General features: G+C 63.5%; 24 protein-coding genes, 1 tRNA gene and 1 riboswitch. Of the genes, 17 read left to right on the top strand and 8 right to left on the bottom strand.

Going from position 1 to position 25,148, the window contains the following annotated elements; translation table 11 throughout:
• Positions 1 to 444 precede the first annotated feature (444 nt).
• The 4 genes from trmB to DyAD56_RS11945 form a co-directional block, all read right to left on the bottom strand.
• A complete protein-coding gene (gene trmB / locus DyAD56_RS11960) occupies positions 445 to 1,170 on the bottom strand; it encodes a tRNA (guanosine(46)-N7)-methyltransferase TrmB (RefSeq protein ID WP_102302983.1) in 726 nt (241 codons plus the stop codon).
• A 3-nt stretch (positions 1,171 to 1,173) separates the two neighbouring features.
• On the bottom strand, positions 1,174 to 1,974 hold the full coding sequence (locus DyAD56_RS11955) for a thiazole synthase (RefSeq protein WP_019466276.1): 801 nt from the start codon (positions 1,972 to 1,974) through the stop codon (positions 1,174 to 1,176).
• A gap of 60 nt (positions 1,975 to 2,034) precedes the next feature.
• Positions 2,035 to 2,235 carry a sulfur carrier protein ThiS gene (thiS, locus tag DyAD56_RS11950; protein WP_102302998.1) on the bottom strand — a complete coding sequence of 67 codons (201 nt, stop codon included), beginning with the start codon at positions 2,233 to 2,235 and terminating at the stop codon, positions 2,035 to 2,037.
• 96 nt (positions 2,236 to 2,331) lie between these two features.
• A complete protein-coding gene (locus DyAD56_RS11945) occupies positions 2,332 to 4,644 on the bottom strand; it encodes a DUF6600 domain-containing protein (protein WP_102302982.1) in 2,313 nt (770 codons plus the stop codon).
• Positions 4,645 to 4,905: 261 nt separating this feature from the next.
• Here DyAD56_RS11945 and DyAD56_RS11940 point away from each other — a divergent pair.
• From DyAD56_RS11940 to DyAD56_RS11915, 6 genes are all read left to right on the top strand, one after another.
• A tRNA-Gly gene (locus DyAD56_RS11940) sits at positions 4,906 to 4,979 on the top strand.
• A gap of 60 nt (positions 4,980 to 5,039) precedes the next feature.
• Positions 5,040 to 5,495, top strand: coding sequence for a RimK/LysX family protein (locus tag DyAD56_RS11935; protein WP_102302981.1), 456 nt, complete (start codon positions 5,040 to 5,042; stop codon positions 5,493 to 5,495).
• Positions 5,492 to 6,409, top strand: coding sequence for a 30S ribosomal protein S6--L-glutamate ligase (rimK, locus tag DyAD56_RS11930; protein ID WP_102302980.1), 918 nt, complete (start codon positions 5,492 to 5,494; stop codon positions 6,407 to 6,409). The genes DyAD56_RS11935 and rimK overlap by 4 nt, the downstream gene beginning before the upstream one ends.
• Positions 6,410 to 6,525: 116 nt before the next feature.
• Positions 6,526 to 7,014 carry a hypothetical protein gene (locus DyAD56_RS11925; RefSeq protein ID WP_102302979.1) on the top strand — a complete coding sequence of 163 codons (489 nt, stop codon included), beginning with the start codon at positions 6,526 to 6,528 and terminating at the stop codon, positions 7,012 to 7,014.
• A 298-nt stretch (positions 7,015 to 7,312) separates the two neighbouring features.
• Positions 7,313 to 7,999, top strand: coding sequence for a response regulator transcription factor (locus DyAD56_RS11920; RefSeq protein ID WP_019466282.1), 687 nt, complete (start codon positions 7,313 to 7,315; stop codon positions 7,997 to 7,999).
• Positions 7,983 to 9,269, top strand: coding sequence for a HAMP domain-containing sensor histidine kinase (locus DyAD56_RS11915; protein WP_102302978.1), 1,287 nt, complete (start codon positions 7,983 to 7,985; stop codon positions 9,267 to 9,269). Before DyAD56_RS11920 ends, DyAD56_RS11915 begins: the two co-directional genes overlap by 17 nt.
• A gap of 43 nt (positions 9,270 to 9,312) precedes the next feature.
• On the opposite strand, the gene DyAD56_RS11910 is transcribed toward DyAD56_RS11915, so the two are convergent.
• The 3 genes from DyAD56_RS11910 to metF all read right to left on the bottom strand — a co-directional run bounded on the left by DyAD56_RS11910 (position 9,313) and on the right by metF (position 11,774).
• The gene (locus tag DyAD56_RS11910; RefSeq protein ID WP_102302977.1) at positions 9,313 to 10,230 is read right to left on the bottom strand and encodes a branched-chain amino acid transaminase; all 918 of its coding nucleotides are present in this window, start codon (positions 10,228 to 10,230) and stop codon (positions 9,313 to 9,315) included.
• 85 nt (positions 10,231 to 10,315) lie between these two features.
• Positions 10,316 to 10,918, bottom strand: a complete 603-nt coding sequence (locus DyAD56_RS11905) for a DUF4124 domain-containing protein (protein ID WP_102302976.1) — start codon at positions 10,916 to 10,918, stop codon at positions 10,316 to 10,318.
• Positions 10,919 to 10,946: 28 nt separating this feature from the next.
• The gene (gene metF, locus DyAD56_RS11900) at positions 10,947 to 11,774 is read right to left on the bottom strand and encodes a methylenetetrahydrofolate reductase [NAD(P)H] (RefSeq protein WP_102302975.1); all 828 of its coding nucleotides are present in this window, start codon (positions 11,772 to 11,774) and stop codon (positions 10,947 to 10,949) included.
• A 217-nt stretch (positions 11,775 to 11,991) separates the two neighbouring features.
• On the opposite strand from metF, the gene ccoN reads away from it, so the two are divergent.
• The 10 genes from ccoN to DyAD56_RS11850 are packed head-to-tail and all read left to right on the top strand — an operon-like array spanning position 11,992 to position 20,826.
• Positions 11,992 to 13,437: a cytochrome-c oxidase, cbb3-type subunit I gene (gene ccoN, locus DyAD56_RS11895; RefSeq protein WP_102302974.1), complete on the top strand. Its 1,446-nt coding sequence runs from the start codon at positions 11,992 to 11,994 to the stop codon at positions 13,435 to 13,437.
• A 10-nt stretch (positions 13,438 to 13,447) separates the two neighbouring features.
• Positions 13,448 to 14,089 (top strand): cytochrome-c oxidase, cbb3-type subunit II, encoded by a 642-nt coding sequence (ccoO, locus tag DyAD56_RS11890; RefSeq protein ID WP_102302973.1) that lies wholly within the window; start codon positions 13,448 to 13,450, stop codon positions 14,087 to 14,089.
• Between the two features lies 1 nt (position 14,090).
• Entirely contained in the window at positions 14,091 to 14,231 is a 141-nt protein-coding gene (locus DyAD56_RS11885) for a cbb3-type cytochrome c oxidase subunit 3 (protein ID WP_102302972.1), read from the top strand.
• Positions 14,228 to 15,163, top strand: a complete 936-nt coding sequence (gene ccoP / locus DyAD56_RS11880) for a cytochrome-c oxidase, cbb3-type subunit III (protein WP_102302971.1) — start codon at positions 14,228 to 14,230, stop codon at positions 15,161 to 15,163. Before DyAD56_RS11885 ends, ccoP begins: the two co-directional genes overlap by 4 nt.
• A 38-nt stretch (positions 15,164 to 15,201) precedes the next feature.
• Positions 15,202 to 15,468 (top strand): hypothetical protein, encoded by a 267-nt coding sequence (locus DyAD56_RS11875; RefSeq protein WP_102302997.1) that lies wholly within the window; start codon positions 15,202 to 15,204, stop codon positions 15,466 to 15,468.
• Positions 15,465 to 17,018, top strand: a complete 1,554-nt coding sequence (locus DyAD56_RS11870) for a 4Fe-4S dicluster domain-containing protein (protein ID WP_102302970.1) — start codon at positions 15,465 to 15,467, stop codon at positions 17,016 to 17,018. Before DyAD56_RS11875 ends, DyAD56_RS11870 begins: the two co-directional genes overlap by 4 nt.
• On the top strand, positions 17,015 to 17,500 hold the full coding sequence (locus DyAD56_RS11865; RefSeq protein WP_146010490.1) for a hypothetical protein: 486 nt from the start codon (positions 17,015 to 17,017) through the stop codon (positions 17,498 to 17,500). Before DyAD56_RS11870 ends, DyAD56_RS11865 begins: the two co-directional genes overlap by 4 nt.
• Positions 17,501 to 17,502: 2 nt before the next feature.
• Entirely contained in the window at positions 17,503 to 19,908 is a 2,406-nt protein-coding gene (locus DyAD56_RS11860) for a heavy metal translocating P-type ATPase (RefSeq protein ID WP_255409214.1), read from the top strand.
• Positions 19,905 to 20,111 carry a cbb3-type cytochrome oxidase assembly protein CcoS gene (ccoS, locus tag DyAD56_RS11855; protein WP_102302968.1) on the top strand — a complete coding sequence of 69 codons (207 nt, stop codon included), beginning with the start codon at positions 19,905 to 19,907 and terminating at the stop codon, positions 20,109 to 20,111. Before DyAD56_RS11860 ends, ccoS begins: the two co-directional genes overlap by 4 nt.
• On the top strand, positions 20,101 to 20,826 hold the full coding sequence (locus DyAD56_RS11850) for a sulfite exporter TauE/SafE family protein (protein WP_102302967.1): 726 nt from the start codon (positions 20,101 to 20,103) through the stop codon (positions 20,824 to 20,826). The genes ccoS and DyAD56_RS11850 overlap by 11 nt, the downstream gene beginning before the upstream one ends.
• Before the next feature lie 69 nt (positions 20,827 to 20,895).
• Here the strand turns inward: DyAD56_RS11850 and ahcY are convergent, their stop codons facing one another.
• Complete coding sequence (gene ahcY / locus DyAD56_RS11845; RefSeq protein WP_102302966.1) at positions 20,896 to 22,329, bottom strand: adenosylhomocysteinase; 1,434 nt, start codon at positions 22,327 to 22,329, stop codon at positions 20,896 to 20,898.
• A gap of 41 nt (positions 22,330 to 22,370) precedes the next feature.
• Positions 22,371 to 22,459: riboswitch (S-adenosyl-L-homocysteine riboswitch) on the bottom strand.
• Positions 22,460 to 22,604: 145 nt separating this feature from the next.
• Between ahcY and DyAD56_RS11840 the strand changes: the two genes are divergently transcribed.
• Positions 22,605 to 25,100 carry a prolyl oligopeptidase family serine peptidase gene (locus tag DyAD56_RS11840; RefSeq protein ID WP_102302965.1) on the top strand — a complete coding sequence of 832 codons (2,496 nt, stop codon included), beginning with the start codon at positions 22,605 to 22,607 and terminating at the stop codon, positions 25,098 to 25,100.
• The last annotated feature ends 48 nt before the right edge of the window (positions 25,101 to 25,148 follow it).

Genomic DNA, 25,148 nt, shown 5'->3' with positions numbered 1-25,148 from the left:
ATCGAAATGCCGCGGGCGTTGGCTTTACGGCCATTTTCTTTGGGTTACTTTTCTTTTGGGCCAGCAAAAGAAAAGTGACTCGAGCGTCCCACGGGGACTAGCTTCGCGTCGTCGGCATACGATCGAAACGCCCGCTGCGTAAGCGGCCAGATCGCTGTAACGCACGAGGCGACAGCCAATCACTGACGCCGCGGGATCCCGGTCGCCACCGGGATGACGGCCAAAGATGAAACCGTGAGGCGAGCACCCACCGCTCACCCCAACCCTCTCTCCCAAGGGGAGAGGGGCAACGCTGAGGCGTTCTAGACGCCTCGGGCTTGTTCGATTCGTTCAACCGAAAAAGAGCGGAAATGACAGCTCGAATGAAGCGATCACGTTGGACATACCGCCAGCCGAAGATCACCCAAGCCAGCTCATCAGCCCAGACCCAGCAAAACCGTAACCTCACACCTTGCGATAAAGCAGATCCCGCACCCCATGCCCCAACTTCAGCCCGCGACGCTCAAAGTGCGTCTCGATGCGCCACGCGGGCTTCTCCGCGTACTGGCCCGGCCCGATGTCGTTGCGCCAATCCGGCGCAGCCTCCATCACCTCGAGCATGTGCTCGGCATAGGGCTGCCAGTCGGTGGCCAAGTGCAGCAGGCCGTTCGGGGCCATGCGTGAGGCGAGTAGGGCGACGAACTCCGGCTGGATGATGCGGCGCTTGTTGTGGCGCTTCTTGTGCCAGGGGTCGGGAAACCAGATGCGTGCTTCGGTGAGCGTGCCGGGCGGGATCTCGTTTTCCAGCACTTCGACGGCGTCGTGCTTGTACAGGCGCACGTTGGTCGCATCGCGTGCCGCCAGCGCATTCATCAGGCGGCCCACGCCGGGACCGTGGACTTCGACGCCGATAAAATCGCGGCTGAGGTCGTTCTCGCTCGCCCACGCGAGCGCTTCGCCGTTGCCGAAGCCGATCTCCAGAACTAGCGGCGCGCTGCGGCCGTAGCGGGTGGCATAGTCTTGCGGTGTGGCGGTGTAGTCGATGCCGAATCGGGCCCAGTGGTCGTCGAAGGCGCGCTGCTGGGCCGGCGTCATGCGGCCTTCGCGCAGCACGAAGCTGCGGATGCGGCGCATAAACTGCGGATGCTCGGCGTCGTCGTGTTCGCCGTTGTGGTCGTGCTGGTCAGTCATGGATCAACCGATGGTGCCGTCGATCGGGCTGGACGCCGAGGCGAAGCGCTTGCGCGGGATGCGGCCTGCCTTGAATGCGGCACGGCCGGCCTGGATGGCGAGCTTCATTGCGTGCGCCATCAGTACCGGATCCTTTGCACCGGCGATGGCGGTGTTCATCAGCACGCCGTCGCACCCTAGTTCCATCGCGATGGCAGCGTCGGAGGCGGTGCCCACGCCGGCGTCGACGATGATCGGTACCTTGGCGTTCTCGATGATTTCCAGCAGGTTGTAGCGGTTCTGGATGCCAAGGCCCGAGCCGATCGGCGCCGCCAGCGGCATCACCGCCACGCAGCCGATGTCTTCCAGGCGCTTGGCCAGGATCGGGTCGTCGCTGGTGTAGACCATCACGTCGAAGCCGTCGGCCACCAGCGTTTCAGCGGCCTTGAGTGTTTCCACCACGTCGGGGAACAGCGTGCGCTGGTCACCGAGCACTTCCAGCTTCACCAGCTTGTGGCCATCGAGCAGTTCGCGGGCGAGCTTGCAGGTGCGCACGGCGTCTACGGCGTTGTAGCAGCCGGCGGTGTTCGGCAGCAGGGTGAACTCTTCGGGCGGCAGCGCATCGAGCAGATTGGGCTGGCCGGCATCCTGGCCGATGTTCACGCGGCGAATGGCGACGGTGACGATCTCGGCGCCAGCGGCTTGGCTGGCGCGGCGGGTCTCGTCGAAATCCTTGTACTTGCCGGTGCCGGTGAGCAGGCGAGAGCCGTAGCTCTTGCCGGCGATGATCAGCGGATCAGAAGAATCGAGCGTCTTGATGTTCATCGTGGGGTCTTCAGTCTGCGGCGACGCGCTGGCGTCGCGTGAACACGGATGCGGGGGCGATCAGCCGCCGCCGATGGCATGGACGATCTCCACGCGGTCGCCTGCGGCCAGGGCATGGCTGGTGTGCAGGCTGCGCGGGACGATCTCGTGGTTTACCTCCACGGCAACGCGGCGCTGGCCGTAACCGGCCTCGTCCAGCAGCTGGGCGACGGTGGTGGCGGGGGAGCAGTCGCGTGGAGTGCCATTGAGTGTGATTTGCATCGGGCCATTGTAGCGGCTGCTGGCGCCGATGCCTGCGCTGGCAAGAAAAAGGCCCGGCATGGCCGGGCCTTTCTGGGCGGGAGGCCTCGCGGGGCCTCAGTTGTGCTGGTCGTCCTTGTGCGGCGGAGGCGGCGCGCGATGTTCCTCGTGGCTGGGCTGCGGCTGACGTTGTTGCTGGGGCTGCTGCTGCGGCGGCTGGTAATTGCCCCGTGGCGGCTCATAGCCGCGCTGCTGCGGCTCCTCTCGCTGCATGGCTTGGCGCTGCTGCATTTCTTGCTGCTGCATAGCCTGACGCTGTTGCATCTCCTGCTGCTGGGCAGCCTGGCGTTGCTGCGAGGCTTGGCGTTGCTGTGCTTCCTGCTGTTGTTGCGCTGCCTGACGCTGTTGCATTTCCTGCTGTTGTGCGGCCTGGCGTTGTTGCATTTCCTGTTGCTGCTGGGCCTGGCGCTGCTGCATTTCCTGCCGCTGGATGGCGTTGTCCTGGTTCACCGGCTGGCGCGGCGCCTGTTGTTCGATACGCTGAACATTAGGCAGCGTGCCCTGGGCTTGCTGGGCGCGCTGGCGATCTTCGGCCGCGTTCGGGATGAAGCTCACGCCGGGGCGCGGTTGGGCGTTATCGCTGCGCTGGACTTGGGGCTGCTGGCTGTTCGGGTGAACGAAGCGCGCCGACGGCAATTCACCGAGTCGCGGCGCTGCGGTCGCGTTGTCGACGCGTTGGGTCGGGCGATTGACGGGGACCTGCGCTTGAGCAGGCTGGTTGCCGCGCACCGGTCCGTTCTGCTCTGCCGGAAGAGGTTGCTGGCGGTTAGGTACGCCCGTGCGCATGCCGGGGCCCGGGCTGTTGTTCAGAAGCCGCACGTTGCTGGGCGCCGCAGCGGCCATGCGCGGAGCGCCGGCCACGTTGGCATGGCGTCCACCGAAGTTGGCAGCCGGCGGCGTGCGAGCCACCACTTCGCGCTGAAAGCCGCCGACGGGAAGCTGTCGCGCGGTGGCCGGGCGCGGTGGAGCGAAGCTGGTGTGCACCGGCGCGATGCCGCTGACGCCGCGGGACATCACCGGTGCGTTCGCGAACTGGCGCGGGTCTACCGGGGCCATGTGCTGGCGCGCATTGCGCGCAGCGACGAAGTCCTGCGCGGACATGGCTCGGAACGCATGCGGCACGTCACGGTTCATGTACCGCTCGTTCGGCATGTCGTGGCCGCCGCGGAAGTAGTTGTAGTTGTTGTTGATGTTGTTGATTACCACGGTGCGGTTGTTGCGCACGTAGATGTTGGTGACGTTGACGTTGGTGTAATAGCCGCGGCTAACGCGGTACCAGGGGTTGTAGACCTCGCCCGGACCCAGCGGGAACCAGCCCACCGGGCGGCCGGCGCTCACCGAAACGCTGAAGCCAGCGCCACCGACGAAGGCGACCAGCGCAGGTGCATAGACAGGGCGCACGCCGATCGGACCTGGCACCCAGCACCAGCGTTCGCGGACATGGGCCCAGCGGCCGTAGTGGTAGGGCGCGAAGCCCCAGGGCGCCGCGTCTACCCACGTCCAGCCCCACGGGCCGACGTAGGACCAATAACCGTCGCTGTACGGCGACCAGTCTGCGGCCACGTTTGTGGGATACCAGACCTGGCCGTAGTCCGGGTCGGACTGCCAATTGCCGTACTGGTCGAGATCCTGCGCGCCGACCACATCGGGCGACACGTACTGCTGGTCGCTCGGTGCGGCGGCATAGCGTTGATTGCGGCTGTTGCACCAAGCATCGAAGTCGTCGCCGCCTTGGATGTCGTTGATGCTCACCTCGTTGAGCGAGGAGTCGGCAAACTCGTACGAGCGGCCCGCGGCGACCATGCGTTGTGCCCCGCCTTCGCCGTACACCGTGGCCCGGCCATCGAAATCGGTCACGCGGGTGGACTTGCCGTCTTCGCTGATGTCCACGCGGTAGGTGCCGGGCTGGTTGATCACCAGCGCGACGGTGGGCGTGTCGATCTCGTAGCCTTGGCCGTCGCCCAGGTTGTTCACGGTCAGATTGGCCGTGCCCTGGGTCAGCTCGAGCTGCGTGAGCTGATCGTTGAGGGTGAGAAAGCCGACATTGGAGTCGTCCGCGATGCGCAGCGTGCCGCTGTCCAATTGCAGTTCGGCGCGGCCATTGTCGCCGCTAGCCAGGCGGTCGCCGGTAGTCAGTGGCCGGTTCAGGCTGGCGTCGCCCCAGTTCTGTTCGCCAGACGGCAACAGGCTGACGTCGCCCTCCCGGTAGGAGAGCCGCGCGATGCGCGCAGGTGGATCGCCGGCCGTGTTGCCATCGTCCGGTGGCGTCTGCGTCTGCGCCAGTGAGAGTCCACTGACGCAGGTCAGCAAGGCCGCCGCCATCCATCGCCGGGCGCGCGGCGACATCAGGGAAGCAGTAAGCACACGCATGGAGTTCTCCGGAGCTGGACGCGAAGTCATCGCGGAAGGATTCGTTGGGCATCCGCAAAAACACGTAGGGAAAAACGGATGCCGGCGGACGCATTATGCGGATGGGAGCTCCGTCCGTCGCAAGGACCGGCGGCACCGTGGCAAAAAATGGTTCAGCCGGCCGCCATGTCCGGTTCACGCCGTATTTCGGCTGAAGCGTTTCCGGTACCGCGGGGGGTTGTTCCCAAGTCCTGCGGAGGCGGGTTACCATCTTCCGGCGTTGCGGGTGTAGCTCAATGGTAGAGCTGTAGCTTCCCAAGCTACTGACGAGGGTTCGATTCCCTTCACCCGCTCCAACTTGCTTGCTCTCGACCCCACCGAAGCACCTACTCGAATCCCTGCGGCGCGCGCTGATCATGGCGGAAGTAACTATCCTCGGCTGGCGGGAGCGGCTGTCGTTGCCGATGCTCGGCGTTCCCTTGCTTAAGGCCAAGCTCGATACCGGCGCGCGCAGCAGTTCGCTGCACGTGGACACGCTGGAAAGTTTCGAGCGTGCGGGCGATACATGGCTGCGCTTCTCCGTCACCGTTGGCGGTCGCCATCGGGTGGAGGTGACCTGCGAAACCCTGGCCCTGGATCGCCGCGCCGTGACTGATACGGGCGGTCGGCGGACCATGCGCTGGTTCATCCGCACCGACGTCGTGCTTGCCGGTGAACGCTTTGCGGTGGACATCAATCTGACCGACAGGCGTCATATGCTGTTTCCCATGCTGCTCGGACGCAGCGCCCTGCACGGTCGATTCGTGGTGGATCCCGCGCTTTCCTATACACAGCCCCGCCTCATCAGGACGGGCACAACGGGTGTTTCATGAAGATCGCTATTCTTTCGCGCAACACCCGCCTCTATTCGACCCAACGGCTTGTCGACGTAGCGCGCGAGCGCGGCCACGTGGTGCGGGTGCTCGACCCCTTGCGCTGCTATGTCCGCATTGCCCCGGGCAACATGTCCATCCGCTACAAGGGCAAGCCGGTCAAGGGCATCGATGCGGTCATCCCGCGCATCGGTGTCACCAGCACGTTCTACGGCACCGCCGTGCTGCGCCAGTTGGAAATGATGGGTGTGTACACACCCAACTCGTCCGATGCCGTGCTCAGTGCGCGCGACAAGCTGCGCTCGCTGCAGATCCTGGCGGCCAAGGGCCTGGACATGCCGGCGACGGTGTTCGGCGATAACCCGGACGATACCGCCGACGTGCTCGCCATGCTGGGTGAGCCGCCGCACGTCATCAAGCTCAACGAGGGCAGCCAGGGCACGGGCGTGGTGCTGGCGGAAAAGCGCAGTGCCTCGCAAAGCGTTATCGAGGCCTTCCGTGGGCTTTATGCCAACTTCCTCGTGCAGGAGTTCATTGCCGAGGCCAAGGGTACCGATCTGCGTTGTTTCGTGGTCGGCAAGAAGGTCGTCGCGGCCATGCAGCGCGAAGCCGTGCCGGGTGAATTCCGCGCCAACATTCATCGTGGCGCTACGGCTCAGGCGGCGACGCTCAGTGCCGAGGAGCGCCGTATTGCCGTCCAGGCAGCGTCAGCGTTGGGATTGGGTGTGGCCGGCGTGGACATGCTTCGCTCGAAGCGTGGTCCGCTCATTCTCGAAGTCAACGCATCGCCGGGTCTGGAAGGCATTGAAGCATCCACTGGCGTGGACGTGGCGGGAGCGATCATTCAGTACCTTGAGGCGGAGGCGGGCGCCCCGCTACAGGTTCCTGCAAGGCGCCGTTCACAACGCGCCTAGAGCGTGGAAAGCCCTAGTTCCTTTGGCACTTTGACCTCCGCTTCACGCGAGATTTAACATCGGGACCTCCTGCAGGGCGCGTCCCGAGGGGGGATGCCGCAGGGTGGAGGAACACAATGAAGCGCAAGTACTGGCTGCCGGTCTCGGCGGCGATAATGCTCGTGTTGCAGGTGGCGTCGGTTCACGCAAAGGAAACCAAGCCTGACGTCAAGGCCAATACCAAGGACGAATTCGCCGCGGTGGCCGATCATGTTCGTCAGCAGATGGCCCCCGGTGGCCGGTTCGACTCGGTGAAGAAGGGCGACCAGGAGACGGTCGATCATGACCTGGGCTCCATGCAGGCGCTTTACGACAAGTTCGGCACCGTCGATGCCATGGATTCGACGTCCAAGGTACAGCTCTACAACAATCAGTCTGAGGTCAACGCGATCCTCACGCACAACGACGCCGACCGTGAAGTCTGCGAGCAGGTCAAGCCGATGGGGTCGAATATTCCCAAGACGGTGTGCAAGACCCAGCGGCAAATCAATGAAGAAAACGATCAGTCGCAGCAGTTGAAGCAGGACATGATGAATACGGGCCGGCAGCAGCCGCGTGGCAAGTGAGTGCACGCGGTTAACGCCGATGTGAGTACCGGTTAACTACTGTGTAACCGCACGGCACCTATAAAGACCCCACTGCAATTTGTTGGCACTTCCGCGAGGTACGGTGACAGCAGATTTCGGTATCGGGGCAGTAGCTTGGGCCCAGGCGAGCGACCACGAGTCGACCAGCCTGGGCTTTTTTCTTGCCTGTCCCCCAACCCTGTTCAGGTTCCTGCCTGTCAGGCCCCCTTTCGGTGGCGCAAGCTTGTTAAGCTTGCTGCCTCAGCCGGCCCTGTTGCCGGCTGCGTATGGAGGACGCATGCGCGTACTGGTGATCGAAGACAACAGCGATATCGCCACCAACATCGGCGATTATCTGGAAGACCGCGGCCATGTGGTCGATTTCGCCGGAGACGGCGTCACGGGCCTGCATCTGGCTGTGGTGCATGATTTCGACGTGATCGTGCTGGACCTCACGCTTCCCGGCATGGATGGTCTGGATGTGGCCCGCAAGCTGCGCCACGAGGCGCACAAGCAGACCCCCATCCTCATGCTCACCGCGCGCGATGCGCTGGAGCAGAAGCTCACCGGCTTCGAGTCGGGCGCCGACGATTACATGACCAAGCCGTTCGCCCTGCAAGAGCTGGCGGCGCGCCTGGAAGTGCTGGCGCGTCGTGGCAAGGGTCCGCAAAGTCGGGTGCTCAAGGTGGGCGATCTCACCTACAACCTCGACACGCTCACCGTGACCCGCGAGGGCAAGTCGATCCAGCTGAACCCGATCGGCCTCAAGCTATTGCAGGCCTTGATGGAGGCCAGCCCGTCGGTGGTGACCCGTCAGGACCTGGAGCAGCGCGTGTGGGGTGAAGAGCTGCCCGACAGCGATTCGCTGCGCGTGCATATCCATGGTCTGCGCGCAGCCATCGACAAGCCCTTCGAGAAGCCGCTGATCCATACGCGGCACGGCATTGGATACCGGATGGTCGAACCGGATGCAGTCCAGGCGTAAGCTCAGGTTCCGCCTGGTCGTCTCCTTCGCGCTGTTCGGCTTCGGCCTCAGCGCGTTGTTTGCATTTGCGGCGCTCAATATCCGCAGCAGGGTGGAGGACCAGTTGGTCAACTCCAGCCTGATAGATGACGCCAAGTACGCCAATCAGTTTGCCCAGGCTCATCCCGATGCGCCTGGGCCGGGGTCGCGTCTGATCACCGGCATGACCAAGAGCGAGCGCACGCTCTACAAGGCGCCGTTGGCGTGGCAAAACCTCGATACCGGTGTGCACGACATCAACGAGATGGGTGAGGACGGTAGTTCCCACCACTACAAACTCGCGGTGTATCGCGAGAACGGCATCATCAGCTTCGTGCGCTATGACGTATCGCGCGAGGAGCTGGGCAAGCGGCAGCTGATCATTAGCGTGATTGGCGCGGTTTTCTTGTTCGGCCTGCTCTCGCTGGCGATCGGCCTGTGGCTTTCCCGCAAGGTGCTCAAGCCGGTGAGTGAATTGGCTCGCCGGTTGCGCGATTTCCGGAAGAACGGCAAGGCGGAGCCGCTGGCGCCGCATTTTGCCGATGACGAAGTGGGCGAGCTGGCCTTCGCGCTCGATGAGTACTCGCAGCGACTCACCGCGATGGTGGAGCGTGATCGCGAGTTCAACTCCGACGTGAGCCACGAGTTGCGTACACCGCTGGCGGTGATCTCCAGCACGACCGAGTTGCTGCAAGGGTCGCCTGATCTCACCGACAAGCTGCGCGAGCGTCTCAAGCGCATCGAACGTTCCTCTCGTCAGGCGGCTGAACTGGTCGAGGCGCTGCTGCTGCTGTCGCGCGCAGAGCGTCGTGGGCCGACACGCGGCGAAACCACCGAAGTGGCGAAGGTCGCCGCGGACGTCATCGAAAGCCAACGCCCGCAGATGCGCGACAAGCCGCTGGAAGTTGAGCTGATCGTCAAGCAGCAGGTGAGCGTGAATGCACCCGCGTCGGTACTGTCCGTGGCGCTGACCAACCTGATCGGCAACGCCATCAAGTACACGCTTGAAGGGCGCGTCACTGTCGAGGTGAGTGCTGGTCGCATCGAGGTCATCGATACCGGTCCGGGCATCAAGCCCGAAGATGCGGAACGCCTGTTCCAGCGGGGCGTCCGTGGCGAAGGGGCGGGTGGCAGCGGTGCCGGCCTGGGTCTGGCGATCGTGCGTCGCCTGTGCGACCTCTATGCTTGGGATGTCTCAATGCGGCCGCGCTCCGATACCAACGGCGCCATCGCGAGCATTGTGTTTTCCTGATTCTGTCGAGGCGCACGGTATGCGCCCCGACAGCTTTGCTCCCTTAGAGCGGCTCCAGCCAACCCCACTGGTCGTTCGTCTTGCCGCTGAACAGGCCGAAGAACAGTTCCTGCAAGCGACGCGTAACGCGGCCGGCCTTGCCGTTGCCGATCTGCTTGCCGTCCACCGAGCGGATCGGCGTGATCTCCGCCGCCGTGCCGCACATCAGCAGCTCGTCGCACAGGTAGAGGTACTCGCGCGGAATATCGCGCTCCACCACTTCGATGCCGTCCTCGTGGGCCAGCGTCTTCAGCGTGTCACGGGTGATGCCGGCGAGGATGGATGCGCTGGCAGGCGTGGTGTGGAGCACGCCGTCGAACACCAGGAACAGGTTTTCGCCCGCACCTTCGCTGAGCAGGCCGGAGGAGGCCATGGCAATGCCTTCGCCGAAGCCCAGGCGACGCGCTTCGCGGGCGATCAGCTGGCCGGAAAGATAGTTGCCGCCCGCCTTGGCGCCCGCCGGAATGGTATTCGGCGCGAAACGCTGCCAGCTGGAAACACAGGCCTCGATGCCGGTCTCCAAGGCCTCTGGGCCGAGATACGGGCCCATCGCCCACGCGGCGACGGCCACGTCGATCGGCGTTTCCGCCGACAGACCGAAACCGCCCAGGCCACGGTAAGCAACCGGGCGCAGGTAGGCGGCGCTCAGGCCGTTCTTGCGTACCACTTCACGGCAGGCGGCGGCGAGCTCATCCTGCGAGTAGGGCAGCACCATGTCGTAGATCTTGGCCGACTGGTACAGACGCTTGAGGTGATCCGTCAGGCGGAAAATTGCGGCGCCGTCCGGTGTGGCGTAGCTGCGGATGCCTTCGAAAACCGACGAACCGTAATGCAGGGCGTGCGCCATCACGTGGACGGTGGCGTCTTGCCAGGGCTTGATGGCACCGTTCTGCCAGATCCAATCGGGGTACTGCTGCGCCATGGGGGGATCTCCGGGGGGAAAAAATCGCGCCATGATACCGCGCTCGCCCGCGCGGCGATTTTGCGTAGCACCAATGCCCTTGGGGTCAGCCCGAGGCGCGCAACCAGAGGCAGCCCGAGCGGCGCACGATGGTGAAGCGGCTTTCGCGGGGGCTGCCGCTACCGTCGTTTGAGGGAGTGTGCACGATCAGTTGATCGCCCTGTCCCGTATCGCGCCGTTGTGTTGCGTGATCATCCGCTGCGCTTGCTGGGTCGCTGGTATCCGAGGGCGGCGAGTCGTCATCGTTTGATGCGCGGACATCCAGTAGCGGCTGCTGCATCAACGCTCCCAGCGAGCGGATATCGGCGACGACAGCGTCACGACCGTAACCGTTCCAGATCATTAGGCCGGCCAGTCGATTCGGATCGCGCGTAGCGAAAGCATCCACCATGCTCTGGCGCAGTTCGGCGACAGAGGCGGCGCAGGTAATCGCTGGGGGGGCGGCTGTCGCGATATCCGGCGGCCCTTGCGTGGTCGTTGGTTTCGGCGGCGACGGTGGCGCATTCACGGGCGTTGCCTGCAGGGCTGCGCAAGGCTGGTCGGTGAACAAGGGATTGCCGTCGGGCCCGATGCAACGATGGATGCCGTCCTGCGCCATGGCGCAAAACGGCAACAGGAACAGCAGCAGCGTCAGGCAGGCTCGGCTCATCCACCGAGCTTACCCCTCGCCTCGTCGGTTATCCGTGCAACCGGTCCAGAATCGATCGCGTGGCGCGTGCGCGATTCAACGTATAGAAGTGCAGACCCGGAGCGCCGCCTTCCAGCAGGCGGCGGCACAACTGCGCCACCACATCCGCGCCCAGTTCACGGACCGAGGCGGCATCGTCGCCATGCGCTTGCATGCGCTTGACGATCCAGCGGGGAATCTCCGCACCGCAGGCGTCGGAAAAGCGCTTGAGCTGGGAGAAATTGGAGATGGGCATGATGCCCGGCACGATCGGAACCTTCACACCAAGTTTTCGTGCGTCGTCCACGAAACGGAAATAAGCGTCGGCGTTGTAGAAATACTGCGTGATGGCGCTATTGGCGCCCGCATCGACCTTGGCCTTGAAGTGGCGAAGGTCGGCCAGCGCGTCGTCGGCCTGCGGATGTACTTCAGGATAGGCCGCCACTTCGATATGGAAGTGATCGCCCGAGTGCTCGCGGATGAAGCGCACCAGTTCCGACGCATAGCGGAAATCGCCGGGGGTGGCCATGCCGGAGGGCAGGTCACCGCGTAACGCGACGATGCGGCGATAGCCGGCGGCGCGGTAGTCATCAAGCAGCGCCGCCAACTCGGCCCGGGTGCCGCCCACGCAAGAAAGATGCGGTGCCACGCTCAGCCCGTGGGAGGTGTGCAGGCGGTGCACCGTTTCGCCGGTGTAGCTGAGGGTCGACCCGCCCGCGCCGAAGGTGACAGAGACGTACTCAGGAGCGTGCGACTTGAGCAGCTTCGCGGCCTGGTCGAGCTGGTCACGCTGTTCATCGGTCTTCGGCGGGAAGAACTCAAAGCTGATGGACGACATCGAGGCGATCCATGGTGGGTGATGCGCGGAGTATATATCTCTTTTTCGCGATATAGAGATATCTACCCGTTGCTCCAGGCCCATGGCTCCAGCGGTGGGATCCCCTGCGACAAACCGCGACAGCACACTTCAGGCCTGTCCTTGATCCAGATCAACTGGCCGGCCAGGGCCGCAGCTCAGACTTCCTGCCGTTCAGTTATGGCTAGGAGTGGGCCTCATGGTGGGCGTCGAGGGGAGTTACAACGACAAGGTCATACGGCAGTTTTCCGTGATGACCGTGGTCTGGGGTGTGGTCGGCATGCTGGTGGGCGTTTTCATCGCCGCACAGTTGTACTGGCCTGCCCTCAATTTCGACGTGCCGTGGCTCAGCTATGGTCGCCTGCGCCCGTTACATACCAACGCGGTGATCTTCGCCTTTGGCGGTTGCGCGCTGTTCGCCACCAGCCTTTACACGGTACAGCGCACCTGTCACGTGCGGCTGATCTCCGACAAGTTGGCCTCGTTCGTGTTCTGGGGGTGGCAGTTGGTGATCGTGGCCGCTGCCGTCTCGTTGCCGCTTGGCTACACGCAGGGCAAGGAGTACGCCGAGCTCGAATGGCCGATCGACGTGCTGATCACCATCGTGTGGGTGGCATACGCCGTGCTGTTCTTCGGCACCATCGTCAAGCGCAAGGTGAAGCACATCTACGTCGCCAACTGGTTCTACGGCGCGTACATCCTCACCATCGCACTGCTGCATGTGGTCAACAACCTGGCCATCCCTGCCGGTTGGATGAAGTCGTACTCGGTCTACTCGGGCGCCGTCGATGCGATGGTGCAGTGGTGGTATGGCCATAACGCCGTGGGCTTTTTCCTGACCACCGCCTTCCTCGGCATGATGTATTACTTCGTGCCCAAGCAGGCTGGCCGGCCGATCTATTCGTACCGCTTGTCCATCGTGCACTTCTGGGCGCTGATCGCCATCTACATGTGGGCCGGTCCGCACCACTTGCAGTACACGGCGCTGCCCGACTGGGCACAGAATCTGGGCATGGTGTTCTCGCTGGTGTTGCTGGCGCCTTCGTGGGGCGGTGCGATCAACGGCATCCTCACGTTGTCGGGTGTCTGGTACAAGCTGCGCACAGACCCGATTCTGAAGTTCCTCGTCGTCTCGCTCTCGTTCTACATGATGAGCACGTTCGAGGGGCCGATGATGTCCATCAAGACGGTCAACTCGCTCAGCCACTACACCGACTGGACTATCGGCCACGTGCACGCCGGCGCGCTGGGCTGGGTCGCGATGATCTCCATCGGCTCGATCTACGCCATGCTGCCGCGCTTGCTGCGCCTGCCGAAGATGTATTCGATCAAGCTGATCGATACACACTTCTGGCTACACACCATTGGCGTGGTGGTTTACATCGCCGCCATGTGGATCGCTGGCGTCACGCAGGGTCTGATGTGGCGTGCTACCGATCCGGAAACCGGCACGCTGGTCTACTCGTTCGTCGAAGCATTGAACGCGACCAAGCCGTACTACGTGTTCCGCCTCGGCGGTGGGTTGATCGTGTTGTCGGGCATGTTCGTGATGGCCTGGAACGTCTTCAAGACCTTCCGCCTGGCCGCCGCGAACACCGAGCCGCAACCGCTGCTCGCCCCCGATGCCGCCGACGCCCGTGCCTGAAGGAACAGACATGAGCCAGACACACGCGAAACTCGAAAAGAACATCGGGCTGATGGCCATCCTGGTCGCCGTGGCGGTTTCCTTCGGCGGTCTCGCCGAGATCGTGCCGCTGATGTTCCAGGCGGAAACCATCAAGCCTTTGCCAGGCATCAAGCCTTATCCCGCACTGGAGCTCGCCGGTCGCGACGTCTACGTCCGCGAAGGCTGCTACAACTGCCATTCGCAAATGGTGCGTACGCTTCGCTTTGAAACGGAGCGCTACGGCCACTACTCACTCGCCGGCGAATCGGTCTACGACCATCCGTTCCAGTGGGGCAGCAAGCGTACCGGTCCGGATCTTGCCCGCGTCGGCCTGCGTGGCTACTCCGACGACTGGCATCGCGCACATCTGCACAACCCGCGCGACGTCGTGCCGGAATCCAATATGCCGGCGTATCCGTGGCTGGCTGACAACAAGCTGGACGGCGCAGAAGTTGCGCAACACATGCGTGCACTCAGGCGCATCGGTGATCCGTACAGCGATGCGGATATCGACGGTGCGGCCAAGGCCGTGGAAGGCAAGACCGAGCTGGATGCCGTTATCGCGTATCTCCAGGGGCTGGGCACGCACTTGTCTCAGACCGACCTGAAGGCTGGCGAGGGAGCAGAGTGACATGGTGCCAGGACTGATTACGGCCGTGCTGCTGGTGCTGTTCGTCGGCGCCACCGTCTATCTCTGGAGGCCCAGCGTGAAACCGGAAATGGACGCCGCGGCGCAGATACCGCTGGACGATGACAAGGAGGAGATCGCATGACTTCCGGTTGGACGTGGTACGTCATCGCCATCGTTGTGATCAACCTGATTGGTTGCGTATGGCTGTTGCGCGGTAACACCCGCCGCAGTCCGTCCGATCCCAAGCCGGACGAAACCGGGCATGTGTGGGACGGCGACATCACGGAGTACAACAAGCCGCTGCCACGTTGGTGGATCAACCTGTTCTACATCACCATCGTGTTCGCCGTCGGCTACCTCTTGTGGTTCGGCGTGGGAACGTTCCGTGGCTACGGGCACTGGAGCTCACAGAAAGAGTGGGCTCTGGACGAAGCGGCGGAGGACGCGCGTCTCGACGACACGCTCAAACTCTATGCAGGAAAGCCCATCGACGAGCTGGCCAAGAATCCCCAGGCCGTCGCCATCGGTCGCACCATCTTTCTGAACCGGTGCGCGGCCTGTCACGGTTCTACTGGTCACGGCGCAACGGGCTTCCCCGATCTCACGGACGACATCTGGCATTGGGGTGGTACGCCGCACCGCATCCTGGAAACCATCCAGGAGGGACGGCAGGCCGTCATGCCCGCATGGGCAACGGTGCTCACTGCGCAGGGCGGCCCCACGGCGGTCGACGACACCATCGCGTACGTCTTGTCGTTGTCCAAGCCAGCACAACCGAAGGACGAAGCCACCGATCGCGGCGAGAAGCTATTCGCGACCATTTGCGTGGCCTGCCATGGGCCACAAGGCAAGGGCAATCAGGTCGTCGGCGCACCAGATCTCACCGACAGCTATTGGCTGTACGGCAGCAGCAAGGCATCGCTGCATAAGACGCTGAACGAAGGGCGCCAGGGCGTTATGCCAGCATGGAAGCCCGTGCTCGGCGATACGCGCACGCGGCTGGTCGGTGCTTACGTATGGACCCTGTCGCCGCACAGGGATCCGCCACCTGCTGGCGCCGTGGTAGCCGAATGATCCACAAGAACACCTCCGTTGCCCCACGCGGCCCGTCCATGCCGATGTCTCAACGCTTGGGTGCGCTCCTTTGGCCGAGCTTCTTCGTGGCTGGCGTGGTGACGGTGGTGTTCTTCTCCTTCATCGATCCCATCGCGTTGCGGGACATCACTTTTCCATCGCTGAAGATGGGGCGGGAGCTGGGTTACACGCTTGGTTTCTTTCTGATCTGGTTGGCGACGGCGTCGTCGAGCCTGTTCACGTGGATACTCCTGCGCCCCAGCCGCGAAGTGAAATCAACCGCGTGTTCCGGTAAAGCATCATGAGTCGCCGTATCCCACTTCAGGTCATCCAAGACGAAAGCGACTCGTACTACGTCAGTGAGCGCAAGGTCTATCCGCGCGACGTGTCGGGCCGCTTCAATCGACTTCGTGTGGCGGCCGTCATCTGGCTGCTGGGTATGTTCTATCTGTTCCCCTGGCTGTCGTGGCAGGGTCGCCAAGCCGTGCTGCTGGATCTTCCAGCGCGCAAGTTTTACGTGTTCGGCTGGCTGTTCCTGCCGCAGGACTTCCTGTTCCTGTCAGTGCTGCTGATCATCGCGGCGTTGGCGCTGTTCTTCTTCACGGCCCTGGCAGGACGGCTCTTCTGCGGTTATGCCTGCCCGCAGACGGTATGGACGGAAGTGTCGCTGTGGATCGAACGCTGGTTCGAAGGCGATCGCAACAAGCGCATCAAACTCGATGCGGGTCCGTGGACGCGCGAAAAAATTCTGCGCAAGAGTTCGCGTCACGCCGCTTGGGCGTTGTTCTCGTTGTGGACCGGCTTTACCTTCGTCGGCTACTTCAGCCCCATCGGCGATCTCGCGCGCCGCATGCCTTTCGGTTGGGGTAGCTGGGAAACGTTCTGGATACTGTTCTATGCGTTCGCCACGTGGGGCAATGCCGGTTTCCTGCGCCAGCAGGTGTGCAAGTACATGTGCCCGTATGCGCGCTTCCAGAGCGCCATGTTCGATCGCAATACGCTGATCATTGCCTATGATCCGATGCGTGGCGAACCCCGCGGCCCGCGCAAGCGTGGCCTGCAGAGCGTGCTGGAACGGGCACGCGGCTTGCTCGACAAGGTCACCGCCTACGACTATGTCTTTCGTGCCAGCCAACATCCATCAGCGGCCGATCATCGCGCGCAGGCCGGCGGCACCATCGCGTTAGCGGGTATCGGAGATGCTGCCGAGCCGCTGCCGACGTTCACGCTGGAACAGTTGGGCGACTGCGTTGATTGCACCATCTGCGTGCAAGTGTGTCCCACGGGCATCGATATCCGCAACGGCTTGCAATACGAATGCATCGCCTGCGGCGCATGCATCGACGCCTGCGACGAGGTCATGGGCAAGGTGGGCTATCCCAAGGGACTGATCCATTATTCCACCCAAAACCAGATCGACGGCAAGCCGGGCAAAGTGCTGCGTCCGCGGGTATTCGTCTATGGCGCGCTACTGCTCGCGCTCATGGGGGGCTGGCTGTACGGCGTCACCCATCGCAGTCCGCTGATGGCGGAGGTACTGCGCGACCGCAACGTCATGTACAGCGAAACGCCGGACGGCAACATCCAGAATGCCTACACGCTCAAGCTGGTGAATAAAGCACAGCAGCCCCATCGGTTCGTGATTGATGTCACGTCGAAAGATGTCTCTGGCATCAGCCTCAACGGCGGTCCGAAAAGCGTAAGCGCCGAGAGCGGCGAGGTGCTGTCAGTACCGGTCACCGTCGTAAGCACATCGGATGTGAGCGGACGTCACGAGGTGGCATTCCACGTGCGCGACCTCGATGGCGATGCATCCGTCACCATCAACAGCAGTTTCTTCGGGCCTCTTCCATGACTCAGACACGCAGTACCTGGCGCGAACCCATGGTGTGGATGCTGATCGGTCTGCCGCTCGCATCGGTGGTGATCGGTTTCGCGCTTCTGTTCGCCGCCGTACGGCCCGGCCCGGAGGACATGGAGACCGTGGGTCGCGTCACCCAGGTGGGCAAGCTGCTCGTGTCTGCGCAGGATCGCGAGCCCGCCACGCAGGTCGATACGATGGGATTGTTGCTTCGACTCAAGGGCGACATGGTCGAGGCTGTGCCGATGGACGGTGATTTCCCCCGAGGCGGCAAGCTGCGTTTGACACTTTCCTCCAACGACCCGGCCATCCAGACGCGTGTTTTCCATCTCTCGCCCAGCGAATTGGGTTGGCGCGGCGTGGGTTCGATGGACGGCGGGCATGACTGGGTTGTCGAGCTTCAGCCCGACAACGCGTCCTGGTCGTTGCATGGGCGCTGGACGGCACAGGCGCGGTCGCTTCGCCTGACGCCCTGATCGTGGATGCGGCGGCTGACATCGGCATAGCAGGTCGCACCACGGCGTGTTACCACTGCGGCGAGATGCTACCGCCGTCGCCGGTTCGCTTTGATGTTAACGGCAAGCCACAAGCTTTCTGCTGCCATGGCTGTGCTGCCGCAGCAGAATGGATCAGGCAATCGGCACTCGATGACTACTATCGGCTGCGCAGCATGGCCGGCACCCGCGTGGAGGATATGCCCGACTTTTCAAGTTGGGATCGTGACGATCTGCTCAGCGAGCACGCGACGCCCATCGCCGGTGGTCTGGAGATCACTTTGCTGACTGACGGCATGCGCTGTGCAGCGTGCGCTTGGCTGATCGACCGTGCACTGCAAAGCGAGCCTGGAGTGTTTGACGCGGGCGCGAATGCGGTGACGGGACGTATCCGGATCGGCTGGGATCCGACGCGCACACGATTGTCGTCACTACTCGCCCGGCTAGCGATGCTTGGTTACCGGCCCTATCTAGCCACGGGGGCCGCGCGTGAGCGCGAACGTGTGGCTGAGCAGCGCCGATGGCTGATACGTCTGGGCGTGGCGGGCCTTGGCGCCATGCAGACGATGATGTTTTCCGAAGCTCTGTACCTGGACTTTGGTCATCACATGGCCGGGCCGACACGCGACTTCTTCCGCTGGGTGGCGCTGTTGGTCGCCACGCCTGTGGTGTTCTATGCAGGTTGGCCATTCCTACAGGGCTGCTGGCGCGAGTTACGGCAGCGCCACCCAGGCATGGATACATTGATAGCAAGCTCAACGTTGCTTGCCTATCTGGCGAGCGTGGTGGAAACGATGCGTGGCGGGGCGCAGGTCTGGTATGACGCTGCGACTATGTTCGTGTTCCTGTTGCTTGCTGCGCGCTTGCTGGAACAACGCGCCCGTCGCATCGCCAGTGCACAGGTGGACGCGCTGGCGCGTGCACGCCCTATGCTGGCGGTGAAGGAGCTTGCCGATGGGACACGTGCCACCGTGCCGGTGGCGTCCCTCTCAGTAGGCGATATCGCCTGCGTGGCCGTGGGCGAAGTGGTGCCGGTCGATGGTTGTCTGCTCGATACGCAGGCCTCTTTCGAAGAGGCACTGCTGACGGGCGAGTCGCGGCCGGTGAACCGTTCGCGTGGCGCGACGATCTACGCAGGCACGACCTGCCGCGAAACGCCCGCGCGCATTGCGGCCACGCAGGTAGGCAGCGCTACGCGATTGTCGCAACTGGCTAGATTGGTCGATCAGGCGCAATCGGAGCGGCCAGCGCTGGCACGGGTGGCGGACCGTATTGGCCAAGTGTTCGTATCCATTCTTCTTGTGCTGGCGGTGGCCGTCTACGTGTGGTGGCGCCTGCACGATCCTGCCCGTGCTTTCGAGGTCACCCTGTCCCTGCTCGTGGTGAGCTGTCCCTGTGCCTTGTCGCTCGCCGTACCGGCGGCGCTGGCGGCGTGCCATGGTGCGCTGGCGCGGATGGGTGTGCTGTCGGTTCGTTCGGGCAGTTTGGAGAATCTCGCGCGTATCACTGACGTGGTCTTCGACAAGACCGGCACCTTGACCCGCGTGCAACTGGCGGTTGGCGATGTGCATACATTTGACGGATTCAATCCTGCACTGGCTTTGCAGATCGCCGCGGCGCTGGAGCGAGACAGCCGCCATCCGGTGGCCGAGGCATTCGCTGGCGTGCCGTCTCCGCTGTCCGCGTACGATATGCGTGAGATCACCGGGTATGGTGTCACCGGGTGTATCGATGATCGGGTCTGGCGATTGGGCCGGGCTTCGTTCGCAGGGCATGGTGAAGACGATGGCCAGCTCTGGCTGGGCGATGGGCAAAGTGTCGTCGCACGGTTCTCTCTGCAGGAAGCGCTGCGCCCGCATGCGCTGGAAGCCATCGTTGCACTGCGCGCCCTCGGCTTGCGGCTCCATCTTGCCAGTGGCGACTCGGCAAGCGCAGTGGGAAAGCTGATGCGGAAACTACCGCTGGACGACGCTCATTCGCGGCAGTCATCCGAAGAAAAGTTGGCTCTCGTGCGCGCACTGCAGGCGGAGCGGCGTGTTGTGGCGATGATCGGCGACGGCCTCAACGATGCTCCCGTACTGGCCGGTGCCGATGTATCCATAGCGATGGGCGAGGGTGCTTCACTGGCACAGCGTGCGGCGGACATGGTGCTTACCGCGCCTTCGCTGCTGCGCGTTCCATCGGCCATCCGCCTTGCCCGCAGGACAAAGCGCATCATCCGGCAGAACTTCGCCTGGGCAGTGGGCTACAACCTGCTGGCGCTTCCGTTGGCGATGACTGGCCACGTCACGCCGGCACTCGCCGCGCTCGGCATGGCGTTGTCGTCGTTGACGGTAACGGCCAATGCCTTGCGGCTGATGCGACAGCAGGGTGAGGAGAAGGCGCCTTGATCATCCTGCTCATGCTTATCCCGTTAAGCCTGATGTTGCTCGCGCTTGCGATCGGCGCCTTCGTATGGGCGGTCCGCAAGGGGCAGTTCGACGATATGGATACGCCGGCACTGGATATTCTGACCGACGACGAGCGCGGCACCGCTCCCATCGCCGCGCAGACCAGGGGTGCCATCAACGATATCGGCGACCATGGCGATTGACCTGCTCGCCTTGTCCGCAGCGCTGCTGAGCGGGTTGCTGGGCGGTGTGCATTGCGCCGCGATGTGCGGTGGCATCGCCACCGGTTTCTCGATGTGGTCGCCCAGGCACGGCCTGGTGGCCTCGCTGCAACTGAACGTGGGTCGCGTGTTCGGATACGTGCTGGCGGGCGCGCTGGTGGGTGGTCTGGGTGACGGTTTGCTGCGCTTGTTCGAATGGCATGCATTCATCGTGGCAGCGCGCGTGGCGATGGGGCTGGTGCTGATGGTTGTGGCGCTACGCCTGCTGGACCAGCTGGGGCGGTTGCGTTTTCTGGGTCGTCCTGGCGTTCACCTGTGGCGTTGGTTGCAGCCGCTGCAACGGCGGTTGCTACCGGCGAATACAGTATGGCGTCGTCTTCTCGCCGGCATGCTCTGGGGCTGGATGCCCTGCGGGCTGAGCGCCACCATGCTGGCGGCGGCCTGGTTGCAAGCGAGTGCGATAAAAGGGGCGGTCACCATGGCCGCCTTTGGCGTGGGCACCTGGTTGGTGATGGTGCCGCTGACCTGGTCAGGCGCGCGCGTCGGGCGTTGGTTGCAGCGACCGGGCGCACGACGTGGCGCAGCAGTGTTCGTGTTGCTGGCCGGCGTGATGACGATGGCTGGACCGTGGTTGATGCAGGTGCCGTCGTTGCATGGCGTGATGGGGTGGCTGGGCTGCGGGCCGGAGGTGCGTTGAGGCGCGCTTGTGTGCAGCACAAAAAAAGGCCGCCTTTCGGCGGCCTTTTCGATTCACCCGAAGGTGTGATCAGTAGCGGTAATGATCCGGCTTGTACGGACCTTCCACCGGCACGCCGATGTAGTCAGCCTGGTCCTGCGTGAGCTTGGTCAGCTTCACGCCGATCTGCTCCAGATGCAGGCGGGCCACTTCTTCGTCCAGCTTCTTCGGCAGGCGGTACACCGTGTTCTCGTAGGTGTCCTTGTTTGCCCACAGGTCGAGCTGAGCCAGCGTCTGGTTGGAGAAGCTGTTGGACATCACGAAGCTCGGGTGGCCATGGGCGCAGCCCAGGTTCACCAGGCGGCCTTCGGCCAGCATGTAGATGCTGTGGTTGGTCTTCTCAAACGTGTAGCGATCCACCTGCGGCTTGATGGTTTCGCGCGACACACCCTTGGCGGTGTTCAGGCGATCCATCTGGATCTCGTTGTCGAAGTGGCCGATGTTGCACACCAGCGCGTTGTTCTTCATCGCCGCCATGTGTTCCAGCGTGATGATGTCCTTGTTGCCGGTGGTGGTGACGTAGATGTCGCCGATGCCCAGCGTGTCTTCGATGGTGGTGACCTGGAAGCCTTCCATCGCCGCCTGCAGCGCGTTGATCGGGTCGATCTCAGTGACGATCACGCGGGCACCGAAGCCCTTCAGCGAGTGGGCGCAACCCTTGCCCACGTCACCGTAGCCGCACACCACGGCCACCTTGCCGGCAACCATCAGGTCGGTCGCGCGCTTGATGCCGTCGGCCAGCGACTCGCGGCAGCCATACAGGTTGTCGAACTTCGACTTGGTGACCGAGTCGTTGACGTTGATGGCCGGCACCAGCAGCTTGCCGGCTTCGGCGAGCTGATAGAGGCGGTGCACGCCAGTGGTGGTTTCTTCGGAAACGCCCTTCCATTCAGCGGCGATCTTCTTGAACCAGCCCGGACGCGCTGCAGCGGTGCGCTTGACCAGATCCTTGATGACCTGCTCTTCGTGGTTGCTGCTCGGGGTGTTGACCCAGTCGCTACCGTCTTCGAGTTCCACACCCTTGTGGATGAACAGGGTGGCATCGCCGCCGTCGTCAACGATCAGCTGCGGGCCAAGCTCACCCGGATGGGTCAGCATGTCGAGCGTGCATTCCCAGTACTCCTCCAGCGTCTCGCCCTTCCAGGCGAACACCGGCAGGCCGCCGACAGCCAGTGCAGCGGCCACGTCGTCCTGGGTGGAGAAGATGTTGCACGAGGCCCAGCGCACGGAAGCACCCAGCTCGCGCAGGGTCTCGGCCAGTACGGCGGTTTCCTTCGTGCAGTGCAGGGAGCCGGAAAGGCGCACGCCCTTCAGCGGCTTTTCCTTGGCGTAGCGGGCGCGGATCTGCATCAGGCCCGGCATTTCCTCTTCCGCCATGCGGATGCGGCGGCGGCCGAGGTCGGCCTGGGAGAGGTCACGGACCTTGAAATCCTGCTGGGCGGAATCCTTAATAACTGCGTTCATTTGGCTTAGCTCCGGATGTTGTGCGACCCAGGGGTCGCATCGTTAACCGGGCGCCGTTACAGGAAAAATCCATCGAGCCTGGCCGGTTTCGCAAGTTCACGAAGCCACGGTCGCAGCGCCCCTCGACGGGACATTGGAGTATAGCTTCCCCGAATGATGGTTTCGTGGCCATAAGAGCCTGTTCGGTTCAGTCCGACCCATGACTGATGGCGGGGTTGGGCCGGGCGCGGAAGCGTTAATGTCGCAAAGTATTACGACTCAAGGGGTTCCCTCCGATGGATATGTCGCTCCGACGCTTCGCGCTGGTTGGCTTGCTGCTGGCCGTTTCTCCGCACGTCCTGGCGGACCAGGCGCCCAAGACGCCGATGGCCGCCGCGACCTCCGGCTATCTCACGCCGCCTGCGCCGCTACAGGCGTTGGTGGATGCCCCGCGCCCGCCGCAGCTGTCGATCAGCCCGCACCGTGACCTGCTGGCGCTGACCCAGACGCCGCCCTTGCCGGGTATCGACGTCGTTGCGCAGCCCGAGCTCAAGCTCGCTGGCCTGCGCATCAATCCCCGCACCTATGCGCAGAGTCGCTTCGTGTTCAGTACGGATCTGTGGCTGATGGATGTGGCTTCCGGCAAGGAGATCCGCCTGCAGGGTCTGCCGCAACCCTTGTCCATCGCGACCTCGTCGTGGTCGCCGGACCAGCGCTATCTCGCCTTCAACCAGGTGAACGCGCGTGAGGGCACCAATGAATTGTGGGTCGTGGATGTGGCCGCTCGGTCCGCGCGCCGCCTGATCGCGTTGCCTTTGAATACCGTCGCGGGCCGTGGCTATCGCTGGATGCCTGACGGCAAGCAACTGCTCCTCCAGTTGCAACCGCAAGGGCAGGGCAGTGCGCCTGTCGCCAGCATCATCCCGACCGGTCCGGATACGCAGCAGACGCAAGCGGGTGGCGGCGTAAAGGCCATCCGCACCTATCAGGACATGCTGCGCAATGAAGATGATGCCAAGCTGTTCGAGTATTACCTGCGCTCGCAGTCCGCGCTGGTGGACCTGGACGGCAAGGTCACCCCGCTGGGCGAACCGTCGCTGACGATCGCCATCGCACCGTCGCCCGACGGGCGCTATCTGCTGCGTCAGCGCGTGGAGCGCCCGTTCTCGTATCTCGTACCGGTGGATAGCTTTCCGCGCCGCATCGAAGTGCTCGACCGTGACGGCAAGCTGGTGAAGGAGATCGCCCATCTGCCCTTGCTGGAAGGCCTGCCCACGGGCAACGACGCCGTGGCCACGGGTGTACGCGACATAAGCTGGCGCGCCGATGCGCCCGCTACGCTGGTTTGGGCGGAAGCGCAGGACGGCGGTGATCCCGCGCGCAAGGTGGACATCCGCGACATCGTGCAAATGCAGGCGGCACCGTTCGATCAGTCGCCGGTGACGCTGGCCAAGCTGGGCAGCCGCTACGGTGGGGTTTATTGGGCCAACGGTGGCCTCGCGTTGGTGGAGGAGTTCTGGTGGAAAACGCGCCAGGTGAAGGAGTGGCGTGTATCGCCGGATCAGCCGTCGCAGGCGCCGGTACTGGTGCGCGAAGGTTCGTCGGAAGATCGCTACCGTGATCCCGGTACGCCCGCGACCATGCTTGACGAGCACGGCGAGCAGCGGCTCATCGTTACGACGGATGGCCAGAGCATCTATCGCCTCGGCGAAGGCGCCTCCCCGCAAGGTGACCGGCCCTTCATCGACCGCGTGAGCCTGCAGTCCGGCCAGAGCACGCGACTGTTCCAGTCGCAGGCGCCGTATTACGAAGATCCCCAGGTGCTGTTGGACGCGGAAGGCACGCGCGCACTGATCTCGCGCGAGTCGCCCACCGAGCCGACCAACTTCTACGTGCGCGAGCTGGCTTCCAACGGCAAGCTGCGCGAGCTCACCCACTTCCCGAACCCGCTACCGCAACTGAAGGGTGTGAAGAAGGAGCAAATTCGTTACAAGCGAAAGGATGGCGTGGAACTCACCGCGACGTTGTACCTGCCGCCCAACTACGACCCAAAGAAGGATGGTCCGCGCCCGATGTTGATGTGGGCTTATCCGGCCGAGTTCAAATCGGCGGATGCAGCGGGCCAGGTCAAAGATTCGCCGTACAAGTTCAACCGCATCAGCTACTGGGGGCCGCAGGCCTTCCTCACCATGGGCTATACGGTGCTGGACAACTTCTCCGTGCCGATCGTGGGCGAGGGCGACAAGGAACCCAACGACACCTATATCCCGCAGCTCGTGGCCAGTGCCGAAGCAGCCGTGGATGAGGTGGTTCGGCGCGGCGTCGCTGATCGCAACCGCATCGCCGTCGGTGGCCACTCCTACGGGGCGTTCATGACCGCCAACCTGCTCGCTCACACGCGCTTGTTCAAGGCGGGCATCGCACGCAGCGGCGCTTACAACCGCACGCTGACGCCATTCGGCTTTCAGGCGGAAGAGCGTAACTACTGGCAGGCCCCCGACGTCTACAACGCCATGGCGCCGTTCAACTACGCGGATCACATCAAGGACGCCTTGCTGATGATCCACGGCGAGCAGGACAACAACTCCGGCACCTTCCCGATCCAGAGCGAGCGCATGTACGCGGCCGTCAAGGGCCTGGGCGGCACGGCGCGGCTGGTGTTGTTGCCGAACGAAGCGCACGCCTATCGCGCGCGCGAGTCGATCATGCAGATGTTGGCGGAAATGAACAACTGGCTGGAGACGTATGTGAAGCAGGCGAAGCCAGCTGAAAAGGCGACTGCCTCGCATTGAGCAATCGTGATGGTTGCCAGGAAAACGGGGCGCCTTGGCGCCCCGTTT

The sequence above is a fragment of the Dyella sp. AD56 genome (genome assembly GCF_002878475.1).
In the GTDB taxonomy this organism is placed as follows: Bacteria; Pseudomonadota; Gammaproteobacteria; order Xanthomonadales; family Rhodanobacteraceae; genus Dyella.
The sequence above is the reverse complement of the archived record's forward strand: the minus strand, read 5'-3'. Positions and strand labels throughout refer to the sequence as shown.